This is a genomic window from Streptomyces sp. DSM 106670 (assembly GCF_055792845.1).
Window position 1 is genome coordinate 1,057,111 of the sequence record NZ_CM147704.1, and the last position, 22,452, is coordinate 1,079,562.

The 22,452-nt window shown below is 71.1% G+C and carries 20 protein-coding genes; 1 reads left to right on the forward strand and 19 read right to left on the reverse strand.

Annotation, left to right across the window (positions count from 1 at the left end; genetic code table 11):
- Positions 1–107 precede the first annotated feature (107 nt).
- The 6 genes from carB to pyrR form a co-directional block, all read right to left on the reverse strand.
- A complete protein-coding gene (gene carB, locus ACSMXR_RS04455; RefSeq protein WP_473171280.1) occupies positions 108–3,416 on the reverse strand; it encodes a carbamoyl-phosphate synthase large subunit in 3,309 nt (1,102 codons plus the stop codon).
- On the reverse strand, positions 3,409–4,548 hold the full coding sequence (gene carA / locus ACSMXR_RS04460) for a glutamine-hydrolyzing carbamoyl-phosphate synthase small subunit (protein ID WP_473171281.1): 1,140 nt from the start codon (positions 4,546–4,548) through the stop codon (positions 3,409–3,411). Before carA ends, carB begins: the two co-directional genes overlap by 8 nt.
- Positions 4,545–5,144, reverse strand: coding sequence for a PH-like domain-containing protein (locus tag ACSMXR_RS04465; protein WP_137232312.1), 600 nt, complete (start codon positions 5,142–5,144; stop codon positions 4,545–4,547). The genes carA and ACSMXR_RS04465 overlap by 4 nt, the downstream gene beginning before the upstream one ends.
- Positions 5,141–6,427 carry a dihydroorotase gene (locus tag ACSMXR_RS04470; protein WP_473171282.1) on the reverse strand — a complete coding sequence of 429 codons (1,287 nt, stop codon included), beginning with the start codon at positions 6,425–6,427 and terminating at the stop codon, positions 5,141–5,143. Before ACSMXR_RS04470 ends, ACSMXR_RS04465 begins: the two co-directional genes overlap by 4 nt.
- A 2-nt stretch (positions 6,428–6,429) precedes the next feature.
- Entirely contained in the window at positions 6,430–7,416 is a 987-nt protein-coding gene (locus ACSMXR_RS04475) for an aspartate carbamoyltransferase catalytic subunit (protein WP_030085981.1), read from the reverse strand.
- A gap of 94 nt (positions 7,417–7,510) precedes the next feature.
- The gene (gene pyrR / locus ACSMXR_RS04480) at positions 7,511–8,095 is read right to left on the reverse strand and encodes a bifunctional pyr operon transcriptional regulator/uracil phosphoribosyltransferase PyrR (RefSeq protein ID WP_030085979.1); all 585 of its coding nucleotides are present in this window, start codon (positions 8,093–8,095) and stop codon (positions 7,511–7,513) included.
- A 222-nt stretch (positions 8,096–8,317) separates the two neighbouring features.
- Between pyrR and bldD the strand changes: the two genes are divergently transcribed.
- The gene (gene bldD / locus ACSMXR_RS04485) at positions 8,318–8,818 is read left to right on the forward strand and encodes a transcriptional regulator BldD (protein ID WP_014157378.1); all 501 of its coding nucleotides are present in this window, start codon (positions 8,318–8,320) and stop codon (positions 8,816–8,818) included.
- 176 nt (positions 8,819–8,994) lie between these two features.
- On the opposite strand, the gene nusB is transcribed toward bldD, so the two are convergent.
- The 13 genes from nusB to ACSMXR_RS04550 form a co-directional block, all read right to left on the reverse strand.
- Positions 8,995–9,426: a transcription antitermination factor NusB gene (gene nusB / locus ACSMXR_RS04490; protein ID WP_010057335.1), complete on the reverse strand. Its 432-nt coding sequence runs from the start codon at positions 9,424–9,426 to the stop codon at positions 8,995–8,997.
- A 2-nt stretch (positions 9,427–9,428) separates the two neighbouring features.
- Entirely contained in the window at positions 9,429–9,995 is a 567-nt protein-coding gene (efp, locus tag ACSMXR_RS04495; RefSeq protein WP_018515205.1) for an elongation factor P, read from the reverse strand.
- A 50-nt stretch (positions 9,996–10,045) separates the two neighbouring features.
- Positions 10,046–11,152 carry a M24 family metallopeptidase gene (locus ACSMXR_RS04500; RefSeq protein ID WP_473171283.1) on the reverse strand — a complete coding sequence of 369 codons (1,107 nt, stop codon included), beginning with the start codon at positions 11,150–11,152 and terminating at the stop codon, positions 10,046–10,048.
- A gap of 71 nt (positions 11,153–11,223) precedes the next feature.
- A complete protein-coding gene (locus tag ACSMXR_RS04505; RefSeq protein ID WP_381853153.1) occupies positions 11,224–12,189 on the reverse strand; it encodes an AAA family ATPase in 966 nt (321 codons plus the stop codon).
- A 176-nt stretch (positions 12,190–12,365) separates the two neighbouring features.
- Complete coding sequence (locus ACSMXR_RS04510) at positions 12,366–12,806, reverse strand: type II 3-dehydroquinate dehydratase (RefSeq protein WP_473171284.1); 441 nt, start codon at positions 12,804–12,806, stop codon at positions 12,366–12,368.
- Positions 12,803–14,440, reverse strand: a complete 1,638-nt coding sequence (gene aroB, locus ACSMXR_RS04515; RefSeq protein ID WP_137232307.1) for a 3-dehydroquinate synthase — start codon at positions 14,438–14,440, stop codon at positions 12,803–12,805. The genes ACSMXR_RS04510 and aroB overlap by 4 nt, the downstream gene beginning before the upstream one ends.
- On the reverse strand, positions 14,437–15,621 hold the full coding sequence (gene aroC, locus ACSMXR_RS04520; protein WP_103512187.1) for a chorismate synthase: 1,185 nt from the start codon (positions 15,619–15,621) through the stop codon (positions 14,437–14,439). Before aroC ends, aroB begins: the two co-directional genes overlap by 4 nt.
- Before the next feature lie 143 nt (positions 15,622–15,764).
- On the reverse strand, positions 15,765–16,592 hold the full coding sequence (locus tag ACSMXR_RS04525) for a shikimate dehydrogenase (RefSeq protein ID WP_473171285.1): 828 nt from the start codon (positions 16,590–16,592) through the stop codon (positions 15,765–15,767).
- Positions 16,589–18,361 (reverse strand): endolytic transglycosylase MltG, encoded by a 1,773-nt coding sequence (gene mltG / locus ACSMXR_RS04530; protein ID WP_473171286.1) that lies wholly within the window; start codon positions 18,359–18,361, stop codon positions 16,589–16,591. The genes ACSMXR_RS04525 and mltG overlap by 4 nt, the downstream gene beginning before the upstream one ends.
- A 100-nt stretch (positions 18,362–18,461) precedes the next feature.
- Positions 18,462–18,935 (reverse strand): Holliday junction resolvase RuvX, encoded by a 474-nt coding sequence (gene ruvX / locus ACSMXR_RS04535; RefSeq protein WP_181011087.1) that lies wholly within the window; start codon positions 18,933–18,935, stop codon positions 18,462–18,464.
- Positions 18,936–18,943: 8 nt separating this feature from the next.
- On the reverse strand, positions 18,944–21,613 hold the full coding sequence (alaS, locus tag ACSMXR_RS04540) for an alanine--tRNA ligase (protein ID WP_137232303.1): 2,670 nt from the start codon (positions 21,611–21,613) through the stop codon (positions 18,944–18,946).
- Positions 21,613–21,951: a DUF6167 family protein gene (locus ACSMXR_RS04545; protein ID WP_137232302.1), complete on the reverse strand. Its 339-nt coding sequence runs from the start codon at positions 21,949–21,951 to the stop codon at positions 21,613–21,615. The genes alaS and ACSMXR_RS04545 overlap by 1 nt, the downstream gene beginning before the upstream one ends.
- Positions 21,952–21,958: 7 nt before the next feature.
- Positions 21,959–22,414, reverse strand: coding sequence for a DUF948 domain-containing protein (locus tag ACSMXR_RS04550; RefSeq protein WP_103512203.1), 456 nt, complete (start codon positions 22,412–22,414; stop codon positions 21,959–21,961).
- Positions 22,415–22,452 lie beyond the last annotated feature (38 nt).

Genomic DNA, 22,452 nt, shown 5'->3' on the forward strand with positions numbered 1-22,452 from the left:
CAAGGCGCCGGAGCGTCCTCATCGCGGAGCGATTCGGGCGTTTCGGCAACGCCGCGAGGTGCCGTGCCAGGCGTCGCGGACCCGGCCATGATCCGCCGGGTGCCCCCTTAGTCGCGGGCCGCTGTCAGATGCTCGGCGTGTTCCTGGAGGGAACGGACGCCCACGTCGCCGTGGTTGAGCGCGTCGATGCCCTGGACGGCGGCGGCGAGCGCCTGGACCGTGGTCAGGCACGGCACGGAGCGGGAGACGGCCGCGGTGCGGATCTCGTAACCGTCGAGCCGGCCGCCGGTGCCGTACGGCGTGTTGACGATGAGGTCGACCTCGCCGTCGTGGATGAGCTGGACGATGGTCTTCTCGCCGTTGGGGCCGGGGCCCTCGGACTGCTTGCGCACGATGGTGGCGTTGATGCCGTTGCGCTTGAGGACCTCGGCGGTGCCGGAGGTGGCCATCAGCTCGAAGCCGTGGGCGACCAGCTCGCGGGCCGGGAAGATCATCGAGCGCTTGTCCCGGTTGGCGACCGAGATGAACGCGCGGCCCTTGGTGGGCAGCGGTCCGTAGGCGCCGGCCTGCGACTTGGCGTACGCCGTGCCGAAGACCGAGTCGATGCCCATGACCTCGCCGGTGGAGCGCATCTCCGGGCCGAGGACCGTGTCGACACCGCGGCCGTGGATGTCGCGGAAGCGCGACCACGGCATCACGGCCTCCTTGACGGAGATCGGCGCGTCCAGCGGCAGGGTGCCGCCGTCGCCGGTCGCCGGCAGCAGGCCCTCCGCGCGCAGCTCGGCGATGGTCGCGCCCAGCGAGATGCGGGCGGCGGCCTTGGCGAGCGGGACGGCGGTCGCCTTCGAGGTGAAGGGGACCGTGCGGGAGGCGCGCGGGTTGGCTTCGAGGACGTAGAGGATGTCGCCGGAGAGCGCGAACTGGATGTTGATCAGTCCGCGGACGCCGACGCCCTTGGCGATGCCCTCGGTGGAGGCGCGCAGCCGCTTGATGTCGAAGCCGCCGAGGGTGATCGGGGGCAGGGCGCAGGCCGAGTCGCCGGAGTGGATGCCGGCCTCCTCGATGTGCTCCATGACGCCGCCGAGGTACAGCTCGGTGCCGTCGTAGAGGGCGTCCACGTCGATCTCGATGGCGTCGTCGAGGAAGCGGTCGACCAGGACCGGCCGGGTGGGGCTGATCTCGGTGGACTCGGAGATGTACGAGGCGAGACGCGTCTCGTCGTACACGATCTCCATGCCGCGCCCGCCGAGGACGTAGGACGGCCGTACGAGGACGGGGTAGCCGATCTCGTCGGCAATGGCCTTGGCCTCGCCGAAGGTGGTGGCGGTGCCGTGCTTGGGCGCGGGCAGTCCGGCCTCGGCCAGGACCCGGCCGAAGGCGCCCCGGTCCTCGGCGGCGTGGATGGCCTCCGGGGAGGTGCCGACGACGGGCACGCCGTTGTCCTTGAGCGCCTGCGAGAGACCGAGCGGGGTCTGGCCGCCGAGCTGCACGATGACACCGGCGATCGGGCCCGCCAGCGATTCGGCGTGCACGATCTCCAGGACGTCCTCCAGGGTGAGCGGCTCGAAGTAGAGCCGGTCGGAGGTGTCGTAGTCGGTGGAGACGGTCTCCGGGTTGCAGTTGACCATGACGGTCTCGTAGCCCGCGTCGCTCAGGGCGAAGGAGGCGTGCACACAGGAGTAGTCGAACTCGATGCCCTGGCCGATGCGGTTGGGGCCCGAGCCGAGGATGATCACGGCCGGCTTGGTGCGGGTCGCGACCTCGCTCTCCTCGTCGTAGGAGGAGTAGAAGTACGGCGTCCTCGCCGCGAACTCGGCCGCACACGTGTCAACGGTCTTGTAGACCGGGCGGATGCCGAGCGCGTGCCGGACCTCGCGGACGACGTCCTCGCGCAGTCCGCGGATCTCGCCGATCTGGGCGTCGGAGAAGCCGTGCCGCTTGGCGTCGGCGATCAGCTCGGCGTCCAGGCGCTCGGCGGTGGCCAGTTCGTCGGCGATCTCCTTGATCAGGAAGAGCTGGTCGACGAACCAGGGGTCGATCTTCGTGGCGTCGAAGACCTCTTCCTGGGTGGCTCCGGCGCGGATCGCCTGCATGACGGTGTTGATCCGGCCGTCGGTCGGGCGGACCGCCTCCGCGAGCAGCTCGGCCTTGTCGCCGGGCTCGCCGGTGAAGGCGAACTGCGAGCCCTTCTTCTCCAGCGAGCGCAGGGCCTTCTGGAGGGCCTCGGTGAAGTTCCGGCCGATCGCCATGGCCTCGCCCACCGACTTCATGGTGGTGGTGAGGGTGGAGTCGGCGGAGGGGAACTTCTCGAAGGCGAAGCGCGGGGCCTTGACGACGACGTAGTCGAGGGTCGGCTCGAAGGAGGCCGGCGTCTTCTCGGTGATGTCGTTGGGGATCTCGTCCAGGGTGTAGCCGACGGCCAGCTTGGCGGCGATCTTGGCGATCGGGAAGCCGGTGGCCTTGGAGGCGAGCGCCGAGGAGCGGGAGACGCGCGGGTTCATCTCGATGACGATGACCCGGCCGTCGGTGGGGTCGATGGCGAACTGGATGTTGCAGCCGCCGGTGTCGACGCCGACCTCGCGGATGATCGCGATGCCGATGTCGCGCAGCCGCTGGTACTCGCGGTCGGTGAGCGTCATGGCCGGGGCGACGGTGATCGAGTCGCCGGTGTGGACGCCCATCGGGTCGAAGTTCTCGATGGAGCAGACGACCACGACGTTGTCGTTCTTGTCGCGCATCAGCTCCAGCTCGTACTCCTTCCAGCCGAGGATGGACTCCTCCAGGAGCACCTCGGTGGTCGGGGAGAGCGTGAGGCCCTGTCCGGCGATGCGGCGCAGCTCCTCCTCGTCGTGGGCGAAGCCGGAGCCGGCGCCGCCCATGGTGAAGGAGGGGCGGACGACGACGGGGTAGCCGCCGAGGGTGTCGACGCCGGAGATGACGTCGTCCATGGTGTGGCAGATGACGGAGCGGGCGGACTCGCCGTAGCCGATCTTCTCCTTGACGGCCTCCACGACGCCCTTGAAGAGGTCGCGGTCCTCGCCCTTGTTGATCGCCTCGACGTTGGCGCCGATGAGCTCGACGCCGTACTTCTCCAGGACACCGTTCTCGTGCATGGAGATCGCGGTGTTCAGCGCGGTCTGGCCGCCGAGGGTGGGCAGGAGCGCGTCGGGGCGCTCCTTGGCGATGATCTTCTCGACGAACTCGGGGGTGATCGGCTCGACGTAGGTGGCGTCGGCGATCTCCGGGTCGGTCATGATCGTCGCCGGGTTGGAGTTCACCAGGATGACGCGCAGGCCCTCGGCCTTGAGGACGCGGCAGGCCTGGGTGCCGGAGTAGTCGAACTCGGCGGCCTGGCCGATGACGATCGGGCCGGAGCCGATGACCAGGACGGACTGGATATCGGAGCGCTTAGGCACGCTGGCCCTCCATCAGGGAAACGAAGCGGTCGAAGAGGTACGCGGCGTCGTGCGGGCCCGCGGCGGCCTCGGGGTGGTACTGGACGCTGAAGGCGGGCCGGTCCAGGAGCTGGAGGCCTTCGACCACCTGGTCGTTCAGGCAGACGTGGGAGACCTCGGCGCGGCCGAACTCCGTGTCGGAGACCTGGTCCAGCGGGGCGTCGACGGCGAAGCCGTGGTTGTGCGCGGTGACCTCGACCTTGCCGGTGGTGCGGTCCTGCACCGGCTGGTTGATGCCGCGGTGGCCGTACTTCAGCTTGTAGGTGCCGAAGCCGAGCGCGCGGCCGAGGATCTGGTTGCCGAAGCAGATGCCGAAGAGCGGGGTGGAGCGCTCCAGGACGCCGCGCATCAGGGCGACCGGGTGGTCGGCGGTGGACGGGTCGCCGGGGCCGTTGGAGAAGAAGACGCCGTCGGGCTTGACCGCGTACACCTCCTCCAGGGTGGCGGTGGCGGGCAGCACGTGGACCTCGATGCCGCGCTCGGCCATCCGGTGCGGGGTCATGCCCTTGATGCCGAGGTCGATCGCGGCGACGGTGAACTTCTTCGTGCCGATCGCGGGGACGACGTAGGCCTTCTTGGTGGCGACCTCGGTGGAGAGGTCGGCGCCGGTCATCTCGGGGGCCTGGCGGACCTTGGCGAGGAGGGTGCCCTCGTCGGGGATGGCGTTGCCGGAGAAGATCCCGACGCGCATCGCGCCGCGCTCGCGCAGGTGGCGGGTGAGGGCGCGGGTGTCGACGCCGCTGATGCCGACGACGCCCTGCGCCACCAGCTCCTCGTCCAGCGAGCGCTGCGAGCGCCAGTTGGAGGGCTTGCGGGCGGGGTCGCGGACGACGTAGCCGGAGACCCAGATGCGGCCGGACTCGGGGTCCTCGTCGTTGACGCCGGTGTTGCCGACGTGCGGGGCCGTCATGACGACGACCTGGCGGTGGTACGAGGGGTCCGTCAGCGTTTCCTGGTAGCCGGTCATGCCGGTGGAGAACACCGCTTCGCCGAAGGTCTCCCCCACGGCCCCGTAGGCACGGCCGCGGAAGGCGCGGCCGTCCTCCAGGACGAGAACGGCGGGGGTGTGGTCCCCCCGGGTGGAGATCGTCATCGTGCGGTGCCTTCCGTCGTGGTGCTGGTGAGTTCCGTGGTGCCGGCGAGCTGGTTGACGGCGTCGACCCAGGCCTGGTGCTCGGCGGCGCGGTCGGAGCGGAAGCCGGAGTCGATCATCGTCTCCCCGTGCTGCCAGGTGACGATCAGCAGGCCGCCCTCGGGGAGGACCTTGCCCGCGAGCGCCTTGTCGAGGCGGGCCTCGCGCAGGGCGTCGGCCGGGATGAAGAAGTCGGCCGCTCCGGGGCGTACGACGTCCAGGCCGCGGGCGGTGAGCGTCAGCTCGGTACGGCTGCGGGTGCCGAGGCCGTGCGCGACGATCCGGTCGAGCCAGTGCCCGGCGGTGGTGGAGGCGTGGTAGCGCCCCTGGAGGGTCAGCAGGGTCTCGTCGTCGGCGAAGCCCTCGGGGGTGGCCGGGAGCTCCGGCAGGTCCGACTGGAGGCTGGCGCGCCACTTCCAGCCCTGGCGCATCAGCCAGTAGACGAGGGCGATGAAGACGAACAGGCCGACCACCCAGGCGATGCGGGCGGCCCAGTCCGTCACTTCCGCCGACTTCTGCTCGGCGGCCAGGTGGTACAGGGGGGTCAGAGTTGTCACGCGAGCTTCCCGTCGACGACCGTGGCACGGCCCCGCAGGAAGGTGTGGGTGACACGGCCCGGCAGCTCACGGCCCTCGTAGGGGGTGTTGCGGCTGCGGGACGCGAAGCCCGCGGGGTCCACGACTCCACGGTATGCCGGATCGACCAGAGTGAGGTTGGCGGGCTCACCCGCCGAGACGGGGCGGCCGTGTCCTTCGAGCCGGCCGATGGCCGCGGGGCGGAAGGACATGCGGTCGGCGACGCCCGCCCAGTCGATCAGGCCGGTGTCCACCATCGTCTGCTGGACGACCGAGAGCGCGGTCTCCAGGCCCACCATGCCCATGGCGGCCGCGGCCCACTCGCAGTCCTTGTCCTCGTGCGGGTGCGGGGCGTGGTCGGTGGCGACGCAGTCGATCGTGCCGTCGGCGAGCGCCTCGCGCAGGGCCAGCACGTCGGCCTCGGTGCGCAGCGGCGGGTTCACCTTGTAGACCGGGTTGTAGCTGCGGACCAGCTCGTCGGTGAGGAGGAGGTGGTGCGGGGTGACCTCGGCGGTGACGTTCCAGCCCTTGGACTTGGCCCAGCGGACGATCTCCACGGAACCGGCGGTGGAGAGGTGGCAGATGTGGACGCGGGAGCCGACGTGGGCGGCGAGGAGGACGTCGCGGGCGATGATCGACTCCTCGGCGACGGCGGGCCAGCCGCCGAGGCCGAGCTCGGCGGAGACGATGCCCTCGTTCATCTGGGCGCCCTCGGTGAGGCGGGGCTCCTGGGCGTGCTGGGCGACGACGCCGTCGAAGGCCTTCACGTACTCCAGGGCGCGGCGCATGATCACCGCGTCGTCGACGCACTTGCCGTCGTCGGAGAAGACCTTCACCCCGGCGGCCGAGTCGTGCATGGCGCCGAGCTCGGCGAGCTGCTTGCCCTCCAGGCCGACGGTGACGGCGCCGACGGGCTGTACGTCGCAGTAGCCGGACTCCTTGCCGAGCCGCCAGACCTGCTCGACGACGCCGGCGGTGTCGGCGACGGGGAAGGTGTTGGCCATGGCGTGCACGGCGGTGAAGCCGCCGACGGCCGCGGCCTTGGTGCCGGTGAGGACGGTCTCGGAGTCCTCGCGGCCGGGCTCGCGCAGATGGGTGTGCAGGTCGACCAGGCCGGGCAGCAGGATCTGCCCCTCGGCCTCGATCACGGTGGCGTCGGCGGCGTCGAGGCCGGTGCCCACCTCGGCGACGGTCTCGCCGTCGATCAGAACGTCCTGCGGCTCGCCGCCGAGGATCCGCGCACCGCGGATAAGGATCTTGCTCATGGTTACTTGTTCTCCTCGGTACGGGCGGGGGCGGCGGACAGCGCGGTGTCGGAGCCGCCGAGCAGCAGGTAGAGCACGGCCATGCGGATGGAGACGCCGTTGGCGACCTGCTCGACGACCGTGCAGCGGTCGGAGTCGGCGACCTCGGCGGTGATCTCCATGCCGCGGACCATCGGGCCGGGGTGCATGACGACGGCGTGTTCGGGCATCTTCGCCATCCGCTCGCCGTCCAGGCCGTAGCGGCGGGAGTATTCGCGCTCGGTCGGGAAGTACGCGGCGTTCATCCGTTCGCGCTGCACACGCAGCATCATCACCGCATCCGACTTCGCCAGCACGTCGTCGAGGCTGTAGCTGACGTCGCAGGGCCACTGTTCGACGCCCACGGGCACGAGGGTCGGCGGGGCCACCAGGGTGACGTGCGCGCCGAGCGTGGTCAGCAGGTGGACGTTGGAGCGGGCGACGCGGCTGTGCAGGATGTCGCCGACGATCGTGATGCGGCGGCCGTCCAGGTCGCGGCCGAGCCCGGCGTCGGGGCCGACGAGCCGGCGGCGCATGGTGAAGGCGTCCAGCAGGGCCTGGGTGGGGTGCTCGTGGGTGCCGTCCCCGGCGTTGACCACGGCCCCGTCGATCCAGCCGGAGGTGGCGAGCCGGTAGGGGGCGCCGGAGGCGCCGTGCCGGATGACGACGGCGTCGGCGCCCATCGCCTCCAGGGTCAGCGCGGTGTCCTTGAGCGACTCGCCCTTGGAGACGGAGGAGCCCTTGGCGGAGAAGTTGATGACGTCGGCGGACAGCCGCTTGGCGGCCGCCTCGAACGAGATGCGGGTCCGGGTCGAGTCCTCGAAGAAGAGGTTGACGACGGTACGGCCGCGCAGGGTGGGGAGCTTCTTGATCGGCCGGTCCGCGACCCGGGCCATCTCCTCGGCGGTGTCGAGGATCAGGACGGCGTCGTCGCGGGTGAGGTCGGCGGCCGAGATGAGGTGACGCATCATCTGGGGTTCTCCGGGTGGCTGGAGGGAGTTTCAGGCATGCGGGCGCGCGGAAGGGCGCCGTACGCCCCCACAAGGGCGTACGGGAGAGCTCGGGCTACTGCGCGTCCGCGGGGGCGGTCTGCTTGACGCCGAGCAGCACGGCGTCGCGGCCGTCCTCCTCGGCGAGCTGGACCTTGACCGTCTCCCGCAGCGACGTGGGGAGGTTCTTGCCGACGTAGTCCGCGCGGATCGGGAGCTCCCGGTGGCCGCGGTCGACGAGGACCGCGAGCTGCACCGCACGCGGGCGGCCGATGTCGCCGAGCGCGTCGAGGGCGGCGCGGATCGTGCGGCCGGAGAAGAGCACGTCGTCGACCAGGACGACCAGGCTGCCCTCGATCCCCTCGCCGGGGATGTCGGTGCGGGCCAGGGCGCGCGCCGGGCGCAGCCGCAGGTCGTCGCGGTACATCGTGATGTCGAGCGATCCGACCGGCGTCTTCCGGCCGGTGATCTGTTCGAGTTTGTCGGCGAGCCGGCGGGCGAGGAAGACGCCCCGCGTCGGGATGCCGAGCAGCACCACGTCGTCGGCGCCCTTGGCGCGTTCGACGATCTCGTGGGCGATACGGGTCAGAACACGGGCGATGTCGGGGGCCTCGAGAACGGGGCGCGCCGCGTTGCCGGTGTCGTCGTGCTGTGCGTCCATAAGAAACGGACCTCCTTCTCCGCCTCACGGGACGGATCGTTAAAGGACGTCGAAATTGCGTCATCCACGCTACCAGGGCTTGTGCTCGGCCCTGACCCCGCCCCCGGGAGGTGCCGGTCCGGACCATTCGGCTTGACGCATCCAAGTAACGCTGCGTAACCTCACAGTGAGTTACCAGCCACGCGGCGGAGCCGCACACTGTTCCAGCGTCCGGGGAGCCATATGTCCAGCGAATACGCAAAGCAGCTCGGGGCCAAACTCCGTGCCATCCGCACCCAGCAGGGCCTTTCCCTCCACGGCGTGGAGGAGAAGTCCCAGGGTCGCTGGAAGGCCGTCGTGGTCGGTTCGTACGAGCGCGGCGACCGTGCCGTGACCGTGCAGCGCCTCGCCGAGCTGGCGGACTTCTACGGGGTCCCGGTGCAGGAGCTGCTGCCCGGTACGACGCCGGGCGGAGCCGCCGAGCCGCCGCCGAAGCTCGTTCTGGACCTGGAGCGCCTCGCCCACGTCCCGCCGGAGAAGGCCGGTCCGCTGCAGCGCTACGCGGCGACCATCCAGAGCCAGCGCGGTGACTACAACGGCAAGGTGCTCTCGATCCGTCAGGACGACCTGCGCACGCTCGCCGTGATCTACGACCAGTCGCCTTCCGTGCTCACGGAGCAGCTCATCAGCTGGGGCGTGCTGGACGCGGACGCGCGCCGCGCGGTCGCCCACGACGAGGGCTGAGCGAGCGGGGCCGGACCCCACAGCAGAAACGTGCCGCCGGGCGGGCGGGGACCTTCGGGTTCCCGCCCGCCCGGCGTCTTTCTGTGCCCGGTGTCGCGGCGGGTACACCGAAGGGCCCACGGCCGGTCGGCCGTGGGCCCTTCGAGGCGTGTGCGACCGAACCGTCGCGGCCGGGGCTACTGCTCCCGGCGGAGGTTCGGCTTGAGGTCCTTGAAACGGGCCAGCAGGCCGTTCACGAAGGACGGGGAGTCATCGGTGGAGAACTCCTTGGCGAGCTGGACGGCCTCGTCGATCACCACGGCGTCCGGGGTCTCGTCCATCCAGATCAGCTCGTACGCACCGAGCCGCAGGATGCTCCGGTCGACGACCGGCATCCGGTCGATCTCCCAGTCCACGGCGTAGGTGACGATGAGGTCGTCGATCCGGTCCGCGTACTGCGCGTACCCCTCGACGAGCTCCATCGTGAATTCGCCGACCGGCGGCTGACGGTCGTCGGTCCGCGAGTGCCGAACCCAGTCCGCGAGGACGCTCTGCACGGACTCACCGCGCTGGTCGGCCTCGAAGAGGATCTGGAAGGCGCGCTTGCGGGCCTTGTTCCGGGCAGCCACGGTTAGCTGTTCACCCGGCCGAGGTAGTCGCCCGAGCGGGTGTCGACCTTGATCTTCTCGCCGGTGCTGATGAAGAGCGGCACGCCGATCTCGTAGCCGGTCTCCAGGGTGGCGGGCTTGGTGCCGCCGGTGGAGCGGTCGCCCTGCACGCCCGGGTCGGTGTGCTGGATCGTCAGCTCGACGGCGGCGGGCAGCTCGACGTAGAGCACCTCGCCCTCGTGCTGGGCGACGGAGGCGGTGAAGCCCTCGATCAGGAAGTTGGCGGCGTCGCCGACGGCCTTGCGGTCGACCATGAGCTGGTCGTACGTGTCCATGTCCATGAAGACGAAGTACTCGCCGTCCATGTACGAGAACTGCATGTCACGGCGGTCAATGGTGGCCGTATCGACCTTCACGCCGGCGTTGAACGTCTTGTCGACGACCTTGCCGGAGAGCACGTTCTTGAGCTTGGTGCGCACGAAGGCGGGGCCCTTGCCGGGCTTGACGTGCTGGAACTCGACGACGGACCAGAGCTGGCCTCCGTCGAGCTTGAGCACCAGGCCGTTCTTGAGGTCGTTCGTGGAAGCCACGGTTGCGGAATCTCCTGGACTGAAGCTGGTGGAACGACCGAGGATGCGCGCTAGAGCGCGAGCAGCTCCTTGGTCGTCATGGTGAGTAGCTCGGGTCCGCCGTCCGCCTCGGGGCGCACGACGAGCGTGTCATCGATCCGGACACCGCCCCGGCCCCGGAGGTGGACCCCCGGTTCGACGGTGACCGGCACACAAGCGTCCAGTTTACCCATGGCTGTCGGTGCCAGTTGCGGGTCCTCCTCGATTTCGAGCCCCACACCGTGCCCGGTCCTCGGCTGAAGCCCCTCTCCGTGCCCCGCGGATTCCAGCAGGTGCCGGGCGGCCCGGTCCACGTCCCGGTAGGCGGCCCCCGGTGCCAGGGCTTCCCGGCCGGCCCGCTGAGCGGCGAAAACGAGGTCGTAGAGCTCGATCTGCCACTCGGCGGGCGCGGTGCCGATGACGAAGGTCCGGCCGATCTCGCAGCGGTAGCCGTGGTAGCTCGCGCCCAGCCGGACGGAGAGGAAATCCCCCTCCTCCACCCTGCGGTCGGAGGGCCGGTGGCGGCCCTGGCCGGAGTTGGGGCCGGTGGCCACGGAGGTGGCGAAGGCGGGGCCGTCCGCCCCGTGGTCGACCAGGCGGCGCTCCAGTTCGAGGGCGAGATGGCGCTCGGTGCGGCCGACCAGGATCGATTCGAGGAGTTCGCCGAGGGCCTGGTCGGTGATCTCGGCGGCAATCCGGAGGCAGCCGATCTCCTCCTCGTCCTTGACGATCCGCTGCTGCTCCACGGTGAAGCCCAGATCGGCCAGGTCCAGGCGCGGAGCGGCCTTCGCCATGGCCCGGTGCCGGGCCACGGTCAGATCGTGCTCCTCGACGGCGAGCGAACCCGCGCCGGACGCGGCGGCGAGGCCGGCGGCGGCGACCACCGGATCCGCGTCCGGTACGGGCAGGAGGTCGATCCGGAGCGCCTCGTCGGGCCGCCCGTGGGCGGGTTCACCGGTCGGGGCCCGGGGGCAGAGCAGAACGTCCTCGCCGGGGCCGAGCAGCAGCACGGCGCCGGGCGGCGCTCCGCCCGCGAGATAGCGGACGTTGGCGGGGCGGGAGACCAGGGCGGCCGCGGAGCCCGCGGCGGCGCACCGGTCGCGGAGCAGCCCGCGTCGGACGGCGTGCACCTCTGACATGGTTCGAGCGTACGAGCGGGGGCGCAGGCCCGCCCGGCCAGCGCACCCGACCGGGGGGCGGAGCGCTGTCGTTACCAGGCGGGCGGGCTCGCGATGGAGCGGGCCAGCACGTCGTCCAGGACGCGGGCGGTGGTCTCGACGTCGTACGTGGAGTTGTCGATGATCGGGAGGCCGGAGCCGTACCAGCCGGCCATCCGGCCGTGGATGCGGGCGACCTCCTCGTCGGAGAGCCTGCGGTTGCCGCTGCGGGCGGCGTTGCGCTCCAGGACGATCTCCAGGCCGGGCAGCAGGACCACGGGCAGCAGGCCGGGGCCCACATGGCGCTTCCAGCCGCCGAGGCCGACGACCGGGCGGTCGGGGAAGACGGCGTCGTCGAGGATGCAGGAGATGCCGTTGGCGAGGAAGTTACGGGCGGCGAAGCCGCAGGTGCGGCGGGCCAGGCGGTACTGCGCCTCGGAGTGGTCGTTCCAGCCGGCCTGCGGGTCGGCGAAGCCGGAGCAGACCCATTCGCGGACGTCGTCGAGGGAGACATGGGCGGTGGGCACCCGGCGACGGGCGGCCCAGAGCTTGGCGACGGTGGTCTTGCCCGCCCCGGCCGGGCCGATGAGCAGCACGGCGAGCGTCGCGCCGCCGGTGCCGGCCCCGGCGGGGGGCGCGGGCAGCGGTACGGGTCCGCCCGGGGGCAGCTGGACGTGCCCGGTGTGCCCGACGGCCTCCCTGGCGGGGGGCGTGGGGCCGGTGCCGCTCCAGCCGTGCTGCGGGGTCTGGCCGGGAGCCTGCGGAGGCGGTGCCTGACCCGGAGCCGGAGGGGGCGGGCCCTGCCCCGGAGCGGGGGGAGGCGGTGCCTGGCCCGGGCCCTGGAGAGGCGGGGCCTGACCGGGCGCGGGAGGCGGCGGGGCCTGGCCGGGGGCCGGGGGCGGCGGGGGTATCGGGGGCGTGCCGGGGTGACCGGGGTGCTGGGCCTGGTACGGCCGGCCGACGTGCCCGATACCGGGTCCGTGGGGCGGCGGCAGCGGGGCCCCCACTGCGTGCTGCATCCGGTGCCACTCCGTCTCGTAACCGCAACTGACGCTGATGGGACGGCTACCGTACCTTCCCGGGCCGTCTCGGGGTGAACGGCCCGGGAGGGTGCGAAGTGCCCGCCGGCCGTACGGAGGCGGACGGGCATCGCGTCGGTGCCCGTCCGTGCGTCGGTCCTCCGTAGGTCGCTCCGTCAATCCGTCAGTTCGTCGGCCAGGGCGCGCAGGGCGAGCCGGTAGGAGCCGATGCCGAACCCGGCCACCGTGCCCGTGGCCACCGCGGCGACCACGGACGTGTGCCGGAACTCCTCGCGGGTGTACGGGTTGGAGATGTGCACCTCGATCAGCGGGGCGGTGCGCTGGGCCGCCGCGTCCCGCATCCCGTACGAGTAGTGCGTGAAGGCGCCCGGGTTGAGAACGACCGGAATCGACCCGTCCGCCGCCTCGTGGAGCCAGCGGATCAGCTCGCCCTCGTCGTTGGTCTCGCGCACCTCGACGTCGAAGCAGAGCTCCTTGCCGAGCGCGGTGCAGGTCTCGACGAGTCCGGCGTAGGAGGTGGCCCCGTAGACGTCGGGCTCGCGCGAGCCGAGGCGGCCGAGGTTGGGGCCGTTCAGGACGAGGACCCTGCGGGTCACGCGGAGACCTCCCCGTAGGCGGCGAGCAGCACGGCCGGGTCGGGACCCTCCAGGACGGTGGGCTTGCCGATGCCGTCCAGGACGATGAAGCGCAGCAGGTCGCCGCGCGACTTCTTGTCGACCTTCATGTTCTCCAGCAGCTTGGGCCACTGGTCACCGCGGTAGGTGAGCGGCAGGCCCACCGACTCCAGGACGCTGCGGTGCCGGTCGGCGGTGGCGTCGTCGAGGCGTCCGGCGAGCCGGCCCAGCTCGGCGGCGAAGACCATGCCGATGGAGACGGCCGCGCCGTGGCGCCACTTGTAGCGCTCGTTCTTCTCGATGGCGTGGGCCAGGGTGTGGCCGTAGTTGAGGATCTCGCGGAGTCCGGACTCCTTGAGGTCGCTGGAGACGACCTCGGCCTTGACCCGGATGGACCGCTCGATCAGCTCGGCGGTGTGCGGACCGGCCGGGGTGCGCGCGCCCTCGGGGTCGGCCTCGACCAGGTCGAGGATGACCGGGTCGGCGATGAAACCGGCCTTGATGATCTCGGCCATGCCGGAGACGTAGTCGTTGACCGGCAGCGATGCGAGCGCGGCGAGGTCGCAGAGCACACCGGCGGGCGGGTGGAAGGCGCCGACGAGGTTCTTGCCCTCGGCGGTGTTGATGCCGGTCTTGCCGCCGACGGCCGCGTCGACCATGCCGAGCACGGTGGTCGGGATCGCGATCCAGCGGACCCCGCGCAGCCAGCTGGCCGCGACGAACCCGGCGACGTCCGTGGTGGCGCCGCCGCCGATGCCGACGATGACGTCGGTGCGGGTGAAGCCGGTCTGGCCGAGCGCCTTCCAGCAGTAGGCGGCGACCTCGACGGTCTTGGCCTCCTCCGCGTTGGGCAGCTGGATGGCGATGGCCTCGTACCCCTGGTCGGCGAGGTCCTGGCGGACCGCCTCACCGGTCTCGGCGAGCGCCTCGGGGTGCAGCACGGCGACCCGTTGGGCACGGTCGCCGATGAGCTGGGGCAGCTCGCCGAGGAGCTGGTGGCCGACGAGGACCTCGTACGGGTCGGAGCCCGCGGAGCCTGCGACCTGGATGCGGGTGGGGCCCTGCTGCGTCATGCCGGTGTTCTCCACGCCGGGGGCGGCAGCGCCCTCCGGCAGTTCCAGTGCGTCGATGATCGCCTGGGCGACCTCTTCGGGGGTGTGTTCGTCGGTGGCGACGACGGTACGGGCGACCTCTTCGTAGAGGTGGCGGCGGGCGTCCATCAGCTCGCGCCACTGCCGGCGCGGGTTGACCGCGAGCAGCGGGCGGGCGGCGCCGAGGCCGACGCGGCGGACGGCCTCGTCCACGTCCATGGAGAGGTAGACGACCGGCCGGCCGGCCAGCAGCTCCCTGGTCGCCCGGTCCAGGACGGCTCCGCCACCGAGGGAGAGGACGCCCGGGTGCCCGGCGACGGCCGCCTCGACGGCGCGGCGCTCCAGGGCCCGGAAGTGCTCCTCGCCCTCGTCGTAGAAGATCTCCGCGATCGGCTTGCCGGCCTCGGCGACGACGTCCGCGTCGGTGTCCCGGTAGGTGGTGCCGAGCCGGGCGGCGAGCAGTTCGCCGACGGTGGACTTGCCGACGCCCATCGGGCCGACGAGGACGACCAGGGGGCCGCTCATCGGATCTGGAGGTGGTCGAGGTACGACTGGACGTTGCGGCGGGTCTCGGCCACGCTGTCGCCGCCGAACTTCTCCGCGACCGCGTCGGCCAGGACCAGGGCGACCATCGCCTCCGCGACGATGCCTGCCGCCGGGACGGCGCAGACGTCGGAGCGCTGGTGGTGGGCCTTGGTGGCCTCGCCGGTGGTGACGTCCACGGTGGCCAGCGCGCGCGGCACGGTCGCGATGGGCTTCATCGCGGCGCGCACGCGCAGCAGTTCGCCGGTGGTGAGGCCGCCCTCGGTGCCGCCGGAACGCCCGGAGGTGCGCCGGATGCCCTCGTCGGTGGCGACGATCTCGTCGTGCGCCTTCGAGCCGGGGACCCGGGCCAGCTCGAAGCCGTCGCCGACCTCGACGCCCTTGATGGCCTGGATGCCCATGAGCGCGGCGGCGAGCCGGGCGTCCAGACGCCGGTCCCAGTGCACGTGCGAGCCGAGCCCGACGGGCACGCCGTACGCCAGCACCTCGACGACGCCGCCGAGGGTGTCGCCGTCCTTGTGGGCCTGGTCGATCTCGGCCACCATCGCCTTGGACGCGTCGGCGTCCAGGCAGCGGACCGGGTCGGCGTCCAGCTTCTCCACGTCGGCGGGGACCGGGAGGACGCCGTACGGCGCCTTGGCGGCGGCCAGTTCGACGACATGGCTGACGATCTCGATGCCCGCGGTCTCCTTGAGGTAGGAGCGGGCCACGGTCCCGAGGGCCACGCGGGCGGCGGTCTCCCGGGCGCTGGCGCGCTCCAGGATCGGCCGGGCCTCGTCGAAGCCGTACTTCTGCATCCCCGCGAGGTCGGCGTGGCCGGGCCGGGGGCGGGTCAGCGGGGCGTTACGGGCGAGCTGGGCCAGCTCCTCGGGGTCGACCGGGTCGGCCGACATGACCTGCTCCCACTTGGGCCACTCGGTGTTGCCGACCATGACGGCGACCGGGGATCCCATGGTGAGGCCGTGGCGTACGCCGCCGAGGAAGGTGACCTCGTCCTTCTCGAACTTCATCCGCGCACCGCGCCCGTAACCGAGCCGTCGCCTGGCCAGCGCCTCCGCCACCATCTCCGTGGTGATCGGGACACCGGCGGGAAGACCCTCCAGCGTCGCCACCAGTGCGGGACCGTGCGACTCGCCTGCGGTCAGCCAGCGCAACCTGCTCAACGGTGCTCCTCATGCTCGCGCCTGAATCCAACGGCGCCACCGGGTGCGCGGCCCTGGCCCGCCGCCTCCGATCCTCCCACGACCCGGGACACGATCCGGCCGCCGGTCCAGCAGACGGACCGGCGGGGCCGGCGAGTGGCCGGTCAGCGGGCGGCGAGCGCCGCTTCCCCGGCCTGCCGCATGGCGGCCAGCGGGGCCGGAACACGGCCGGTCATCTGCTCGACCTGGAGCAGGGCCTGGTGCACGAGGAGGTCGAGTCCGCCGACCACCGCCCCGCCGCGCGCGGACCAGGCGGCGGCGAGCGCGGTGGGCCACGGCTCGTACAGCACGTCGAAGAGGATGCCGGGGGTCTCCGGTACGGATCCGGCCAGGGCGTCGGTGGCCCCGGCCGGGGTGGTGGCGATGACCAGGGGTGCGCTCAGTGCCGCCGCCGCGTCCGTCCAGTCGGCGATCACGACGTCGACGCCGAGCCGGTCCCCCCAGGCGCGCATCTCGGCCGCCCGCTCGGCGCTGCGTACATAGGCGGTGACCGGTCCGGCGCAGATCGCCGCGAGCGCGGCCAGCGCGGAGGAGGCGGTGGCGCCGGCGCCGAGGACGGCGGCGGTCTCGACCTTGTCGACGCCGCGTTCGCGCAGGGCGGCGATCATGCCGGGGATGTCGGTGTTGTCACCGACGCGGCGGCCGTCCTCGGTGAACACGACCGTGTTGACGGCCTCCACGGAAGCGGCCGTCGCGCTGATCTCGTCGAGCAGCGGGATGATCGCCCGCTTGAGCGGCATGGTCAGCGACAGCCCGGCCCAGGATCCGTCCAGCCCCTGGACGAACCCGGGCAGCGCGGCCTCGTCGACCTCGAACCGGTCGTAGGACCAGTCCTCCAGGCCGAGTTCGGCGTACGCGGCGCGGTGCAGGACCGGGGAGAGGGAGTGGGCGATGGGCGAGCCGAGGACGGCGGCCCGGCGTGACGCGCTCACTGGCCGGCCTTCCCGTCCTCGTACTCCCGACGGTTCTTCTCGTGTTCCGCGTTGGTCTCGGCGAAGACGGTCTTGTCCTCGTTGATCGAGACGAAGTAGTACCAGGGGCCCGGTGTGGGGTTCATGGCCGAATGCAGGGCGTCCGCACCCGGATTGCTGATGGGACCGGAGGGCAGCCCGATGATCTTGTACGTGTTGTACGGGTCGTCGATCTTCCGCAGATCGTCGACGGCACCCACGTCCAACGTGCTCTGGCCCTTGATGTAGTTGACCGTGGAGTCGAATTCCAGCCGCCCGACGGTCTCCATGTTGCCCGGCTTGAGACGGTTGTAGACGACCCGCGCGACCTTGTCGAAGTCGTGCTTGTACTTGCCCTCGACCTGCACGAGGCTCGCGACGGTGATGAGCTCCCACGGACTCTTGAGACCGAGCTTCTTCGCACTGGCCTTCAGGTCGACCTTGTCGTACTCCTTGTTCGCCCGCTTGACCATCCGCTTCAGGGCGTCCTCGGGCTTCGATCCCTTGGGGACCGGGTAGGCCGCCGGGTAGAGGAAGCCCTCCAGCGGGTCCTTCACATCCGGGTTGTCGTCCGCCCAGTCGGGCAGGCCCAGCGACTCCGCCTTGGTCTTGGCGATCTTCGCCGTGGTGCCCTTCTTCAGCTCCAGCCGCTTGTCGATCAGCTCGTAGACCCTGACGTTACGGGTCCCCTCCGGGATCACGAACGCGTTCTGGCTCTTGGGGTCGAGCATCAGGTCGATCGCGCTGGCGGCGGACATCTCCTTCTTCAGGAGGTAGACGCCGGCCTGGAGCAGCTTCCCCTTGGGGTTGTCGTTCTGCGCCGCGACGAAGGCGTCGGAGGACTTGATGACGCCCTTCTTGCGCAGGATGTTGGCGATGTCGTAGCCGAGTGAGCCTTCCGGGATCTCGACCTCGACCTCGCCGGTGCCCGCCCCCGCGAAGTCGGCCGGAGCGCCGAACTGCTTCTTCCAGAAGGTGTAGCCGACATAACTGACTCCGCCGAGGCCACCGAGCAGGACGACGGAGACCACCAGGCAGGCGCAGCCGCTGCGGCTCTTTTTCTTCTTGCTCTTGCCGCCCCGGCGCGAGGCGCGCGATCCGTCGTCGTCCGGGTCGTCGTCGCCGTCACGCGGCTCACGGCCGGCCGGATCGTCCGCACCGGTGAAGAAAGGATGCGTCTCTTCCTGCGGCTCGTCCGGGTCCCAGTCCGTCGACGGCTGCTGCTGGTGCTGGTGCTGTTCCTGCTGCTGGTGTTGCTGCTGCTCGGGCGCGGCCTCGCGGCGGCCCGGGGGCTGCGGCGGCGGGTAGGCCTCGGGGGTGCCGTAGTAGTCCTGCGTCGCGTCGTAGCCGCCGGGGTGCTGCGCGTACGGGTCCTGGGGCTCGGCCCCGTACGGCATGGCGGTCTGCTGCCCGGTGTCCCAGCCGCCGTTGTACTGCGGCTGGGCACCCTGCTGCTGGGCGTACGGGTCCTGCTGGGGCGCTCCGTACTGCTGCTGGTGGTTCTGCTGCGGCTGCTGCCCGTACCCCTGGTGCTGCTGGTGCTGGTGATGCTGCTGGTCGTACGGCTGCTGCGGGTACTGCTGGTGGTTCTGGTACTGCTGGGCGTACGGGTCCTGCGGATAGGACTGCTGCTGGTCGCCGTACTGGCCCTCGCCGTGGGCGGCCTGCGGGCCTCCCCATCCCTGGTCCCCGTACAAGGGGTCCTCGGGATGCCACGGTTCGGAGCCGGGGCCCCGGCCATACTCAGTCATCGATCCCCTAGAGCCGCGAGACGACGTTCCGTCTCTTCGCTTCGCTGTGCGGTGTTTGTTCGAACACCGCCGCATCGCGCGGAACGTTACCGTATCGCGATCAGACAACCACTTCGACGCCCTCACCGGGGGGATTGCCAGACGCCCGTTCGGACTCCAGAGCGTTCTGAAGGATCACCACAGCGGCAGCCTGGTCGATGACAGACCGGCCCTTCTTGGACTTCACGCCCGAGGCGCGCATTCCCTGAGCGGCCGTCACTGTGGTCATCCTCTCGTCCACCAGTCGCACCGGAACGGGTGCGATCGAACGAGCGAACACCTGCGCGAACTCCCGGACCTTGGCGGCCGCGGGGCCCTCGCCGCCACCGAGGGAGCGCGGCAGGCCGAGGATGACCTCGATCGGCTCGTACTCCTCGACGAGTCCGCGGAGCCGCCGGTGGGCGGCCGGGACATCGCGTCCCGGCACGGTCTCCACCGGCGTGGCCAGGATCCCGTCGGGGTCGCACGAGGCGACCCCGATCCGGGCGTCCCCTACGTCGACGGCGAGCCGTCGGCCGCGGCGCATCGCCGTCATCCCGCTCGTCACGCCGTCTCGGTGACGAGGCGTTCGACCGCGGCGACGGCGTCGCCGATGGCGGCCGGGTTCGTGCCGCCGCCCTGGGCGACGTCCGGCTTGCCGCCGCCACCGCCGCCGAGGGTCTTGGCGGCCGTACGCACGAGGTCACCGGCCTTGAGGCCGCGCTCGCGGGCCGCCTCGTTGGTGGCGATGACGGTGAGCGGGCGGCCGTTGGCCGTGGTGAACAGGGCCACGACGGCCGCGCGGTCGCCCTGGATGCGGCCGCGTACGTCCAGGACCAGCTTGCGCAGGTCGTCGGCGGAGGTGCCGTCGGGGACCTGGCCGGTGACCAGGGCGACGCCGCGGACGTCCTTGGCGGACTCGACGAGCCCGGCGGCGGCCGCGAGGACCTTCTCCGCGCGGAACTTCTCGATCTCCTTCTCGGCGTCCTTCAGCTTGCCGAGCATGCCCGCGATCTTCTCCGGAAGCTCCTCGGGACGGCCCTTGACCAGCTCCTGGAGCTGGGCGACGACGGTGTGCTCCTTGGCGAGGAAGTTGTACGCGTCGACGCCGACGAGGGCCTCGATGCGGCGCACGCCGGAGCCGATGGAGGACTCGCCGAGCAGCTTCACCAGACCCAGCTGGGCGGTGTTGTGGACGTGCGTGCCGCCGCACAGCTCCTTGGAGAAGTCGCCGATGGTGACCACGCGGACCCGCTCGCCGTACTTCTCGCCGAACTCGGCGATGGCGCCCTGCTTCTTGGCCTCGTCGATGGACATGACCTCGGCCTGGACGTCGAGTTCCCGCGAGAGGACCTCGTTGATCCGCTGCTCGACGTCGGTGAGGACCGTGCCGGGTACGGCGGCGGGCGAACCGAAGTCGAAGCGGAAGCGGCCCGGCGAGTTCTCGGAGCCGGCCTGGGCGGCCGTCGGGCCGAGCGCGTCGCGCAGCGCCTGGTGCGTGAGGTGGGTGGCGCTGTGGGCGCGGGCGATGGCGCGGCGGCGGGTGTTGTCGATGGAGGCGAAGACGGAGGCTCCGACCGTCACCTCGCCGACCTGGACGACGCCCTTGTGGACGTGGACGCCGGGGACCGGCTTCTGCACGTCGCGGACCTCGATCACGGCGCCGGTGTCGAGCCGGATCCGGCCGGTGTCGGCGAGCTGGCCGCCGCCCTCGGCGTAGAAGGGGGTGCGGTCGAGGACGACCTCGACCTCGTCGCCCTCGGTGGCGGCGGGCGAGGGCACGCCGTCGACCAGCAGACCGACGATGGTGGACTCGCCGGCGGTGGAGGTGTAGCCGGTGAACTCGGTGGCGCCGGAGGTGTCGGCGACCTCGCGGTAGGCGGACAGGTCGGCGTGACCGGTCTTCTTGGCGCGGGCGTCGGCCTTGGCCTTGTCGCGCTGCTCCTGCATGAGGCGGCGGAAGCCGTCCTCGTCCACGGAGAGCCCCTGCTCGGCGGCCATCTCCAGGGTGAGGTCGATCGGGAAGCCCCAGGTGTCGTGGAGCAGGAACGCCTTGTCGCCTGCGAGGACCTGGCCGCCGGCGGCCTTGGTCTCGGTGACGGCGGTCTCCAGGATGTTGGTGCCGCCCTTGAGGGCCTTGAGGAAGGCGGCTTCCTCGGCGAGCGCGACCGTCTCGATGCGCTTGCGGTCGGTGATCAGCTCCGGGTACTGCAGCCCCATCGTGTTGATCACGACGTCCACCAGCTCGTTGACGACGGAGCCGGTGGCGCCCATCAGGCGCATGTTGCGGATGGCGCGGCGCATGATGCGGCGCAGCACATAGCCGCGGCCCTCGTTGCCGGGGGTGACGCCGTCGCCGATGAGCATCACCGACGTACGGATGTGGTCGGCGACGACGCGGAGCGAGACGTCCGTGCTCTTGTCGGCGCCGTACCGGACGCCGGTCAGCTCGGTGGCCCTGTCCATGACGACGCGCAGGGTGTCGGTCTCGTACATGTTCTGCACGCCCTGCAGGATCATGGCGAGGCGTTCGAGGCCGAGACCGGTGTCGATGTTCTTCGACGGCAGGTCCCCGAGGATCGGGAAGTCCTCCTTGCCGTCGCCGGCGCCGCGCTCGTACTGCATGAAGACCAGGTTCCAGATCTCCACGTAGCGCTCGTCGTTGACGGCCGGGCCGCCCTCGACGCCGAACTCGGGGCCGCGGTCGTAGTTGATCTCGGAACAGGGGCCGCAGGGTCCGGGGACGCCCATGGACCAGAAGTTGTCCTTCTTGCCCAGGCGCTGGATGCGCTCGGCCGGGACGCCGATCTTGTCGCGCCAGATCTGCTCGGCCTCGTCGTCGTCGAGGTAGACGGTGATCCAGAGCTTCTCGGGGTCGAGGCCGTAGCCGCCGTCCTCGACGGAGTTGGTCAGCGCCTCCCAGGCGAGCTGGATGGCGCCTTCCTTGAAGTAGTCCCCGAAGGAGAAGTTGCCGCACATCTGGAAGAAGGTGCCGTGGCGGGTGGTCTTGCCGACCTCTTCGATGTCCGGCGTACGCACGCACTTCTGCACGCTGGTGACGCGCGGGGCGGGCGGCTTGACCTCGCCGAGGAAGTACGGCTTGAAGGGGACCATGCCCGCGGGGACCAGCAGCAGAGTCGGGTCGTCCGCGATGAGCGACGCCGAAGGCACGGCGGTGTGACCGCGCTCCTCGAAGAAGCTCAGCCAGCGGCGGCGGATTTCAGCCGACTCCATCAGTGGTCCTCATTCCGGTTGTTCGTTTTGTAGGGAAGCGTGCGGTACGTGTTCGCGGGCTCGGCCGCTTCGACGGCGAAGTGCCGCTGTACGGGAAGATCGGGGTCGACCGGTGCGTCCAGGCCCAGGGCGCCGCCCAGTTCGGCTTCGCGGCGGACCATGCCCTCCCGTACGTCGAGGGCGAAGTCCTTGAGCCGGTGACCGGTCTCGATCGCCTTGTCCGCGGCCTGCGCCGCGAGGCTTTCGGGGGTCAGCTGCTTGAGCTTGCGGTTGACCTTGGTGGTGGCCCACACACCGGCGGCTGCGCCGGCGGTGAACCAGAACGTGCGGCGGAACATCGCTCGATCAGTCCTTCTGTCCGCGGGCGTTTCGGCGTTCGCGCCTGCGTTCGCGCGCCGAGGGTACGGTCCGGCCGACGATCACCGTGCGGCGGGCGGAGCCACGGCCCCGCGCCGGTTCCGGTTCGGGCGTGGTGCGGCGACCGAGGGCCTGCCGTACGCCGTAGCCGAAGGCGGCGACCTTGACGAGGGGGCCGCCGAACGTGGAGGCGACGGTGGTGGAGAGCGCGGAGGCGTTGGAGGTGACTTCCTGGACGTCGCTCGCGATGGCGTCGACCTTGTCCAGCTGGGTCTGCGCGGAGCGCACCGTCGCCGAGGCGTCGGCCAGCAGCGGAACGGCCTGGTCGGTCACGTCCGCCACGAGTTTGGTGGTCGCCCTGAGCGTCTGGGCGAGCCTCACCAGCACCACGGCGAGGAACGAGACCAGGATCGCCCAGAAGACGGCCACGAGGATCCCGGCCACCTCTCCACCGGACACTGTGCACCGCTCTCTGCTCGTCG

Bases quoted from the DNA above. Each gene is read 5' to 3' on its own strand.
- ACSMXR_RS04500 (WP_473171283.1), bottom strand. From the start codon at position 11,152: ATGTCAGAGGTGCACGCCGTCCGACGCGGGCTGCTCCGCGACCGGTGC.
- carA (WP_473171281.1), bottom strand. From the start codon at position 4,548: ATGACGATCTCCACCCGGGGGGACCACACCCCCGCCGTTCTCGTCCTG.
- bldD (WP_014157378.1), top strand. From the start codon at position 8,318: ATGTCCAGCGAATACGCAAAGCAGCTCGGGGCCAAACTCCGTGCCATC.
- mltG (WP_473171286.1), bottom strand. From the start codon at position 18,361: ATGACTGAGTATGGCCGGGGCCCCGGCTCCGAACCGTGGCATCCCGAG.
- ruvX (WP_181011087.1), bottom strand. From the start codon at position 18,935: ATGACGGCGATGCGCCGCGGCCGACGGCTCGCCGTCGACGTAGGGGAC.
- alaS (WP_137232303.1), bottom strand. From the start codon at position 21,613: ATGGAGTCGGCTGAAATCCGCCGCCGCTGGCTGAGCTTCTTCGAGGAG.
- aroB (WP_137232307.1), bottom strand. From the start codon at position 14,440: ATGAGCGGCCCCCTGGTCGTCCTCGTCGGCCCGATGGGCGTCGGCAAG.
- ACSMXR_RS04475 (WP_030085981.1), bottom strand. From the start codon at position 7,416: ATGATGCGTCACCTCATCTCGGCCGCCGACCTCACCCGCGACGACGCC.
- ACSMXR_RS04505 (WP_381853153.1), bottom strand. From the start codon at position 12,189: ATGCAGCACGCAGTGGGGGCCCCGCTGCCGCCGCCCCACGGACCCGGT.
- ACSMXR_RS04545 (WP_137232302.1), bottom strand. From the start codon at position 21,951: ATGTTCCGCCGCACGTTCTGGTTCACCGCCGGCGCAGCCGCCGGTGTG.
- ACSMXR_RS04470 (WP_473171282.1), bottom strand. From the start codon at position 6,427: ATGAGCAAGATCCTTATCCGCGGTGCGCGGATCCTCGGCGGCGAGCCG.
- pyrR (WP_030085979.1), bottom strand. From the start codon at position 8,095: ATGGACGCACAGCACGACGACACCGGCAACGCGGCGCGCCCCGTTCTC.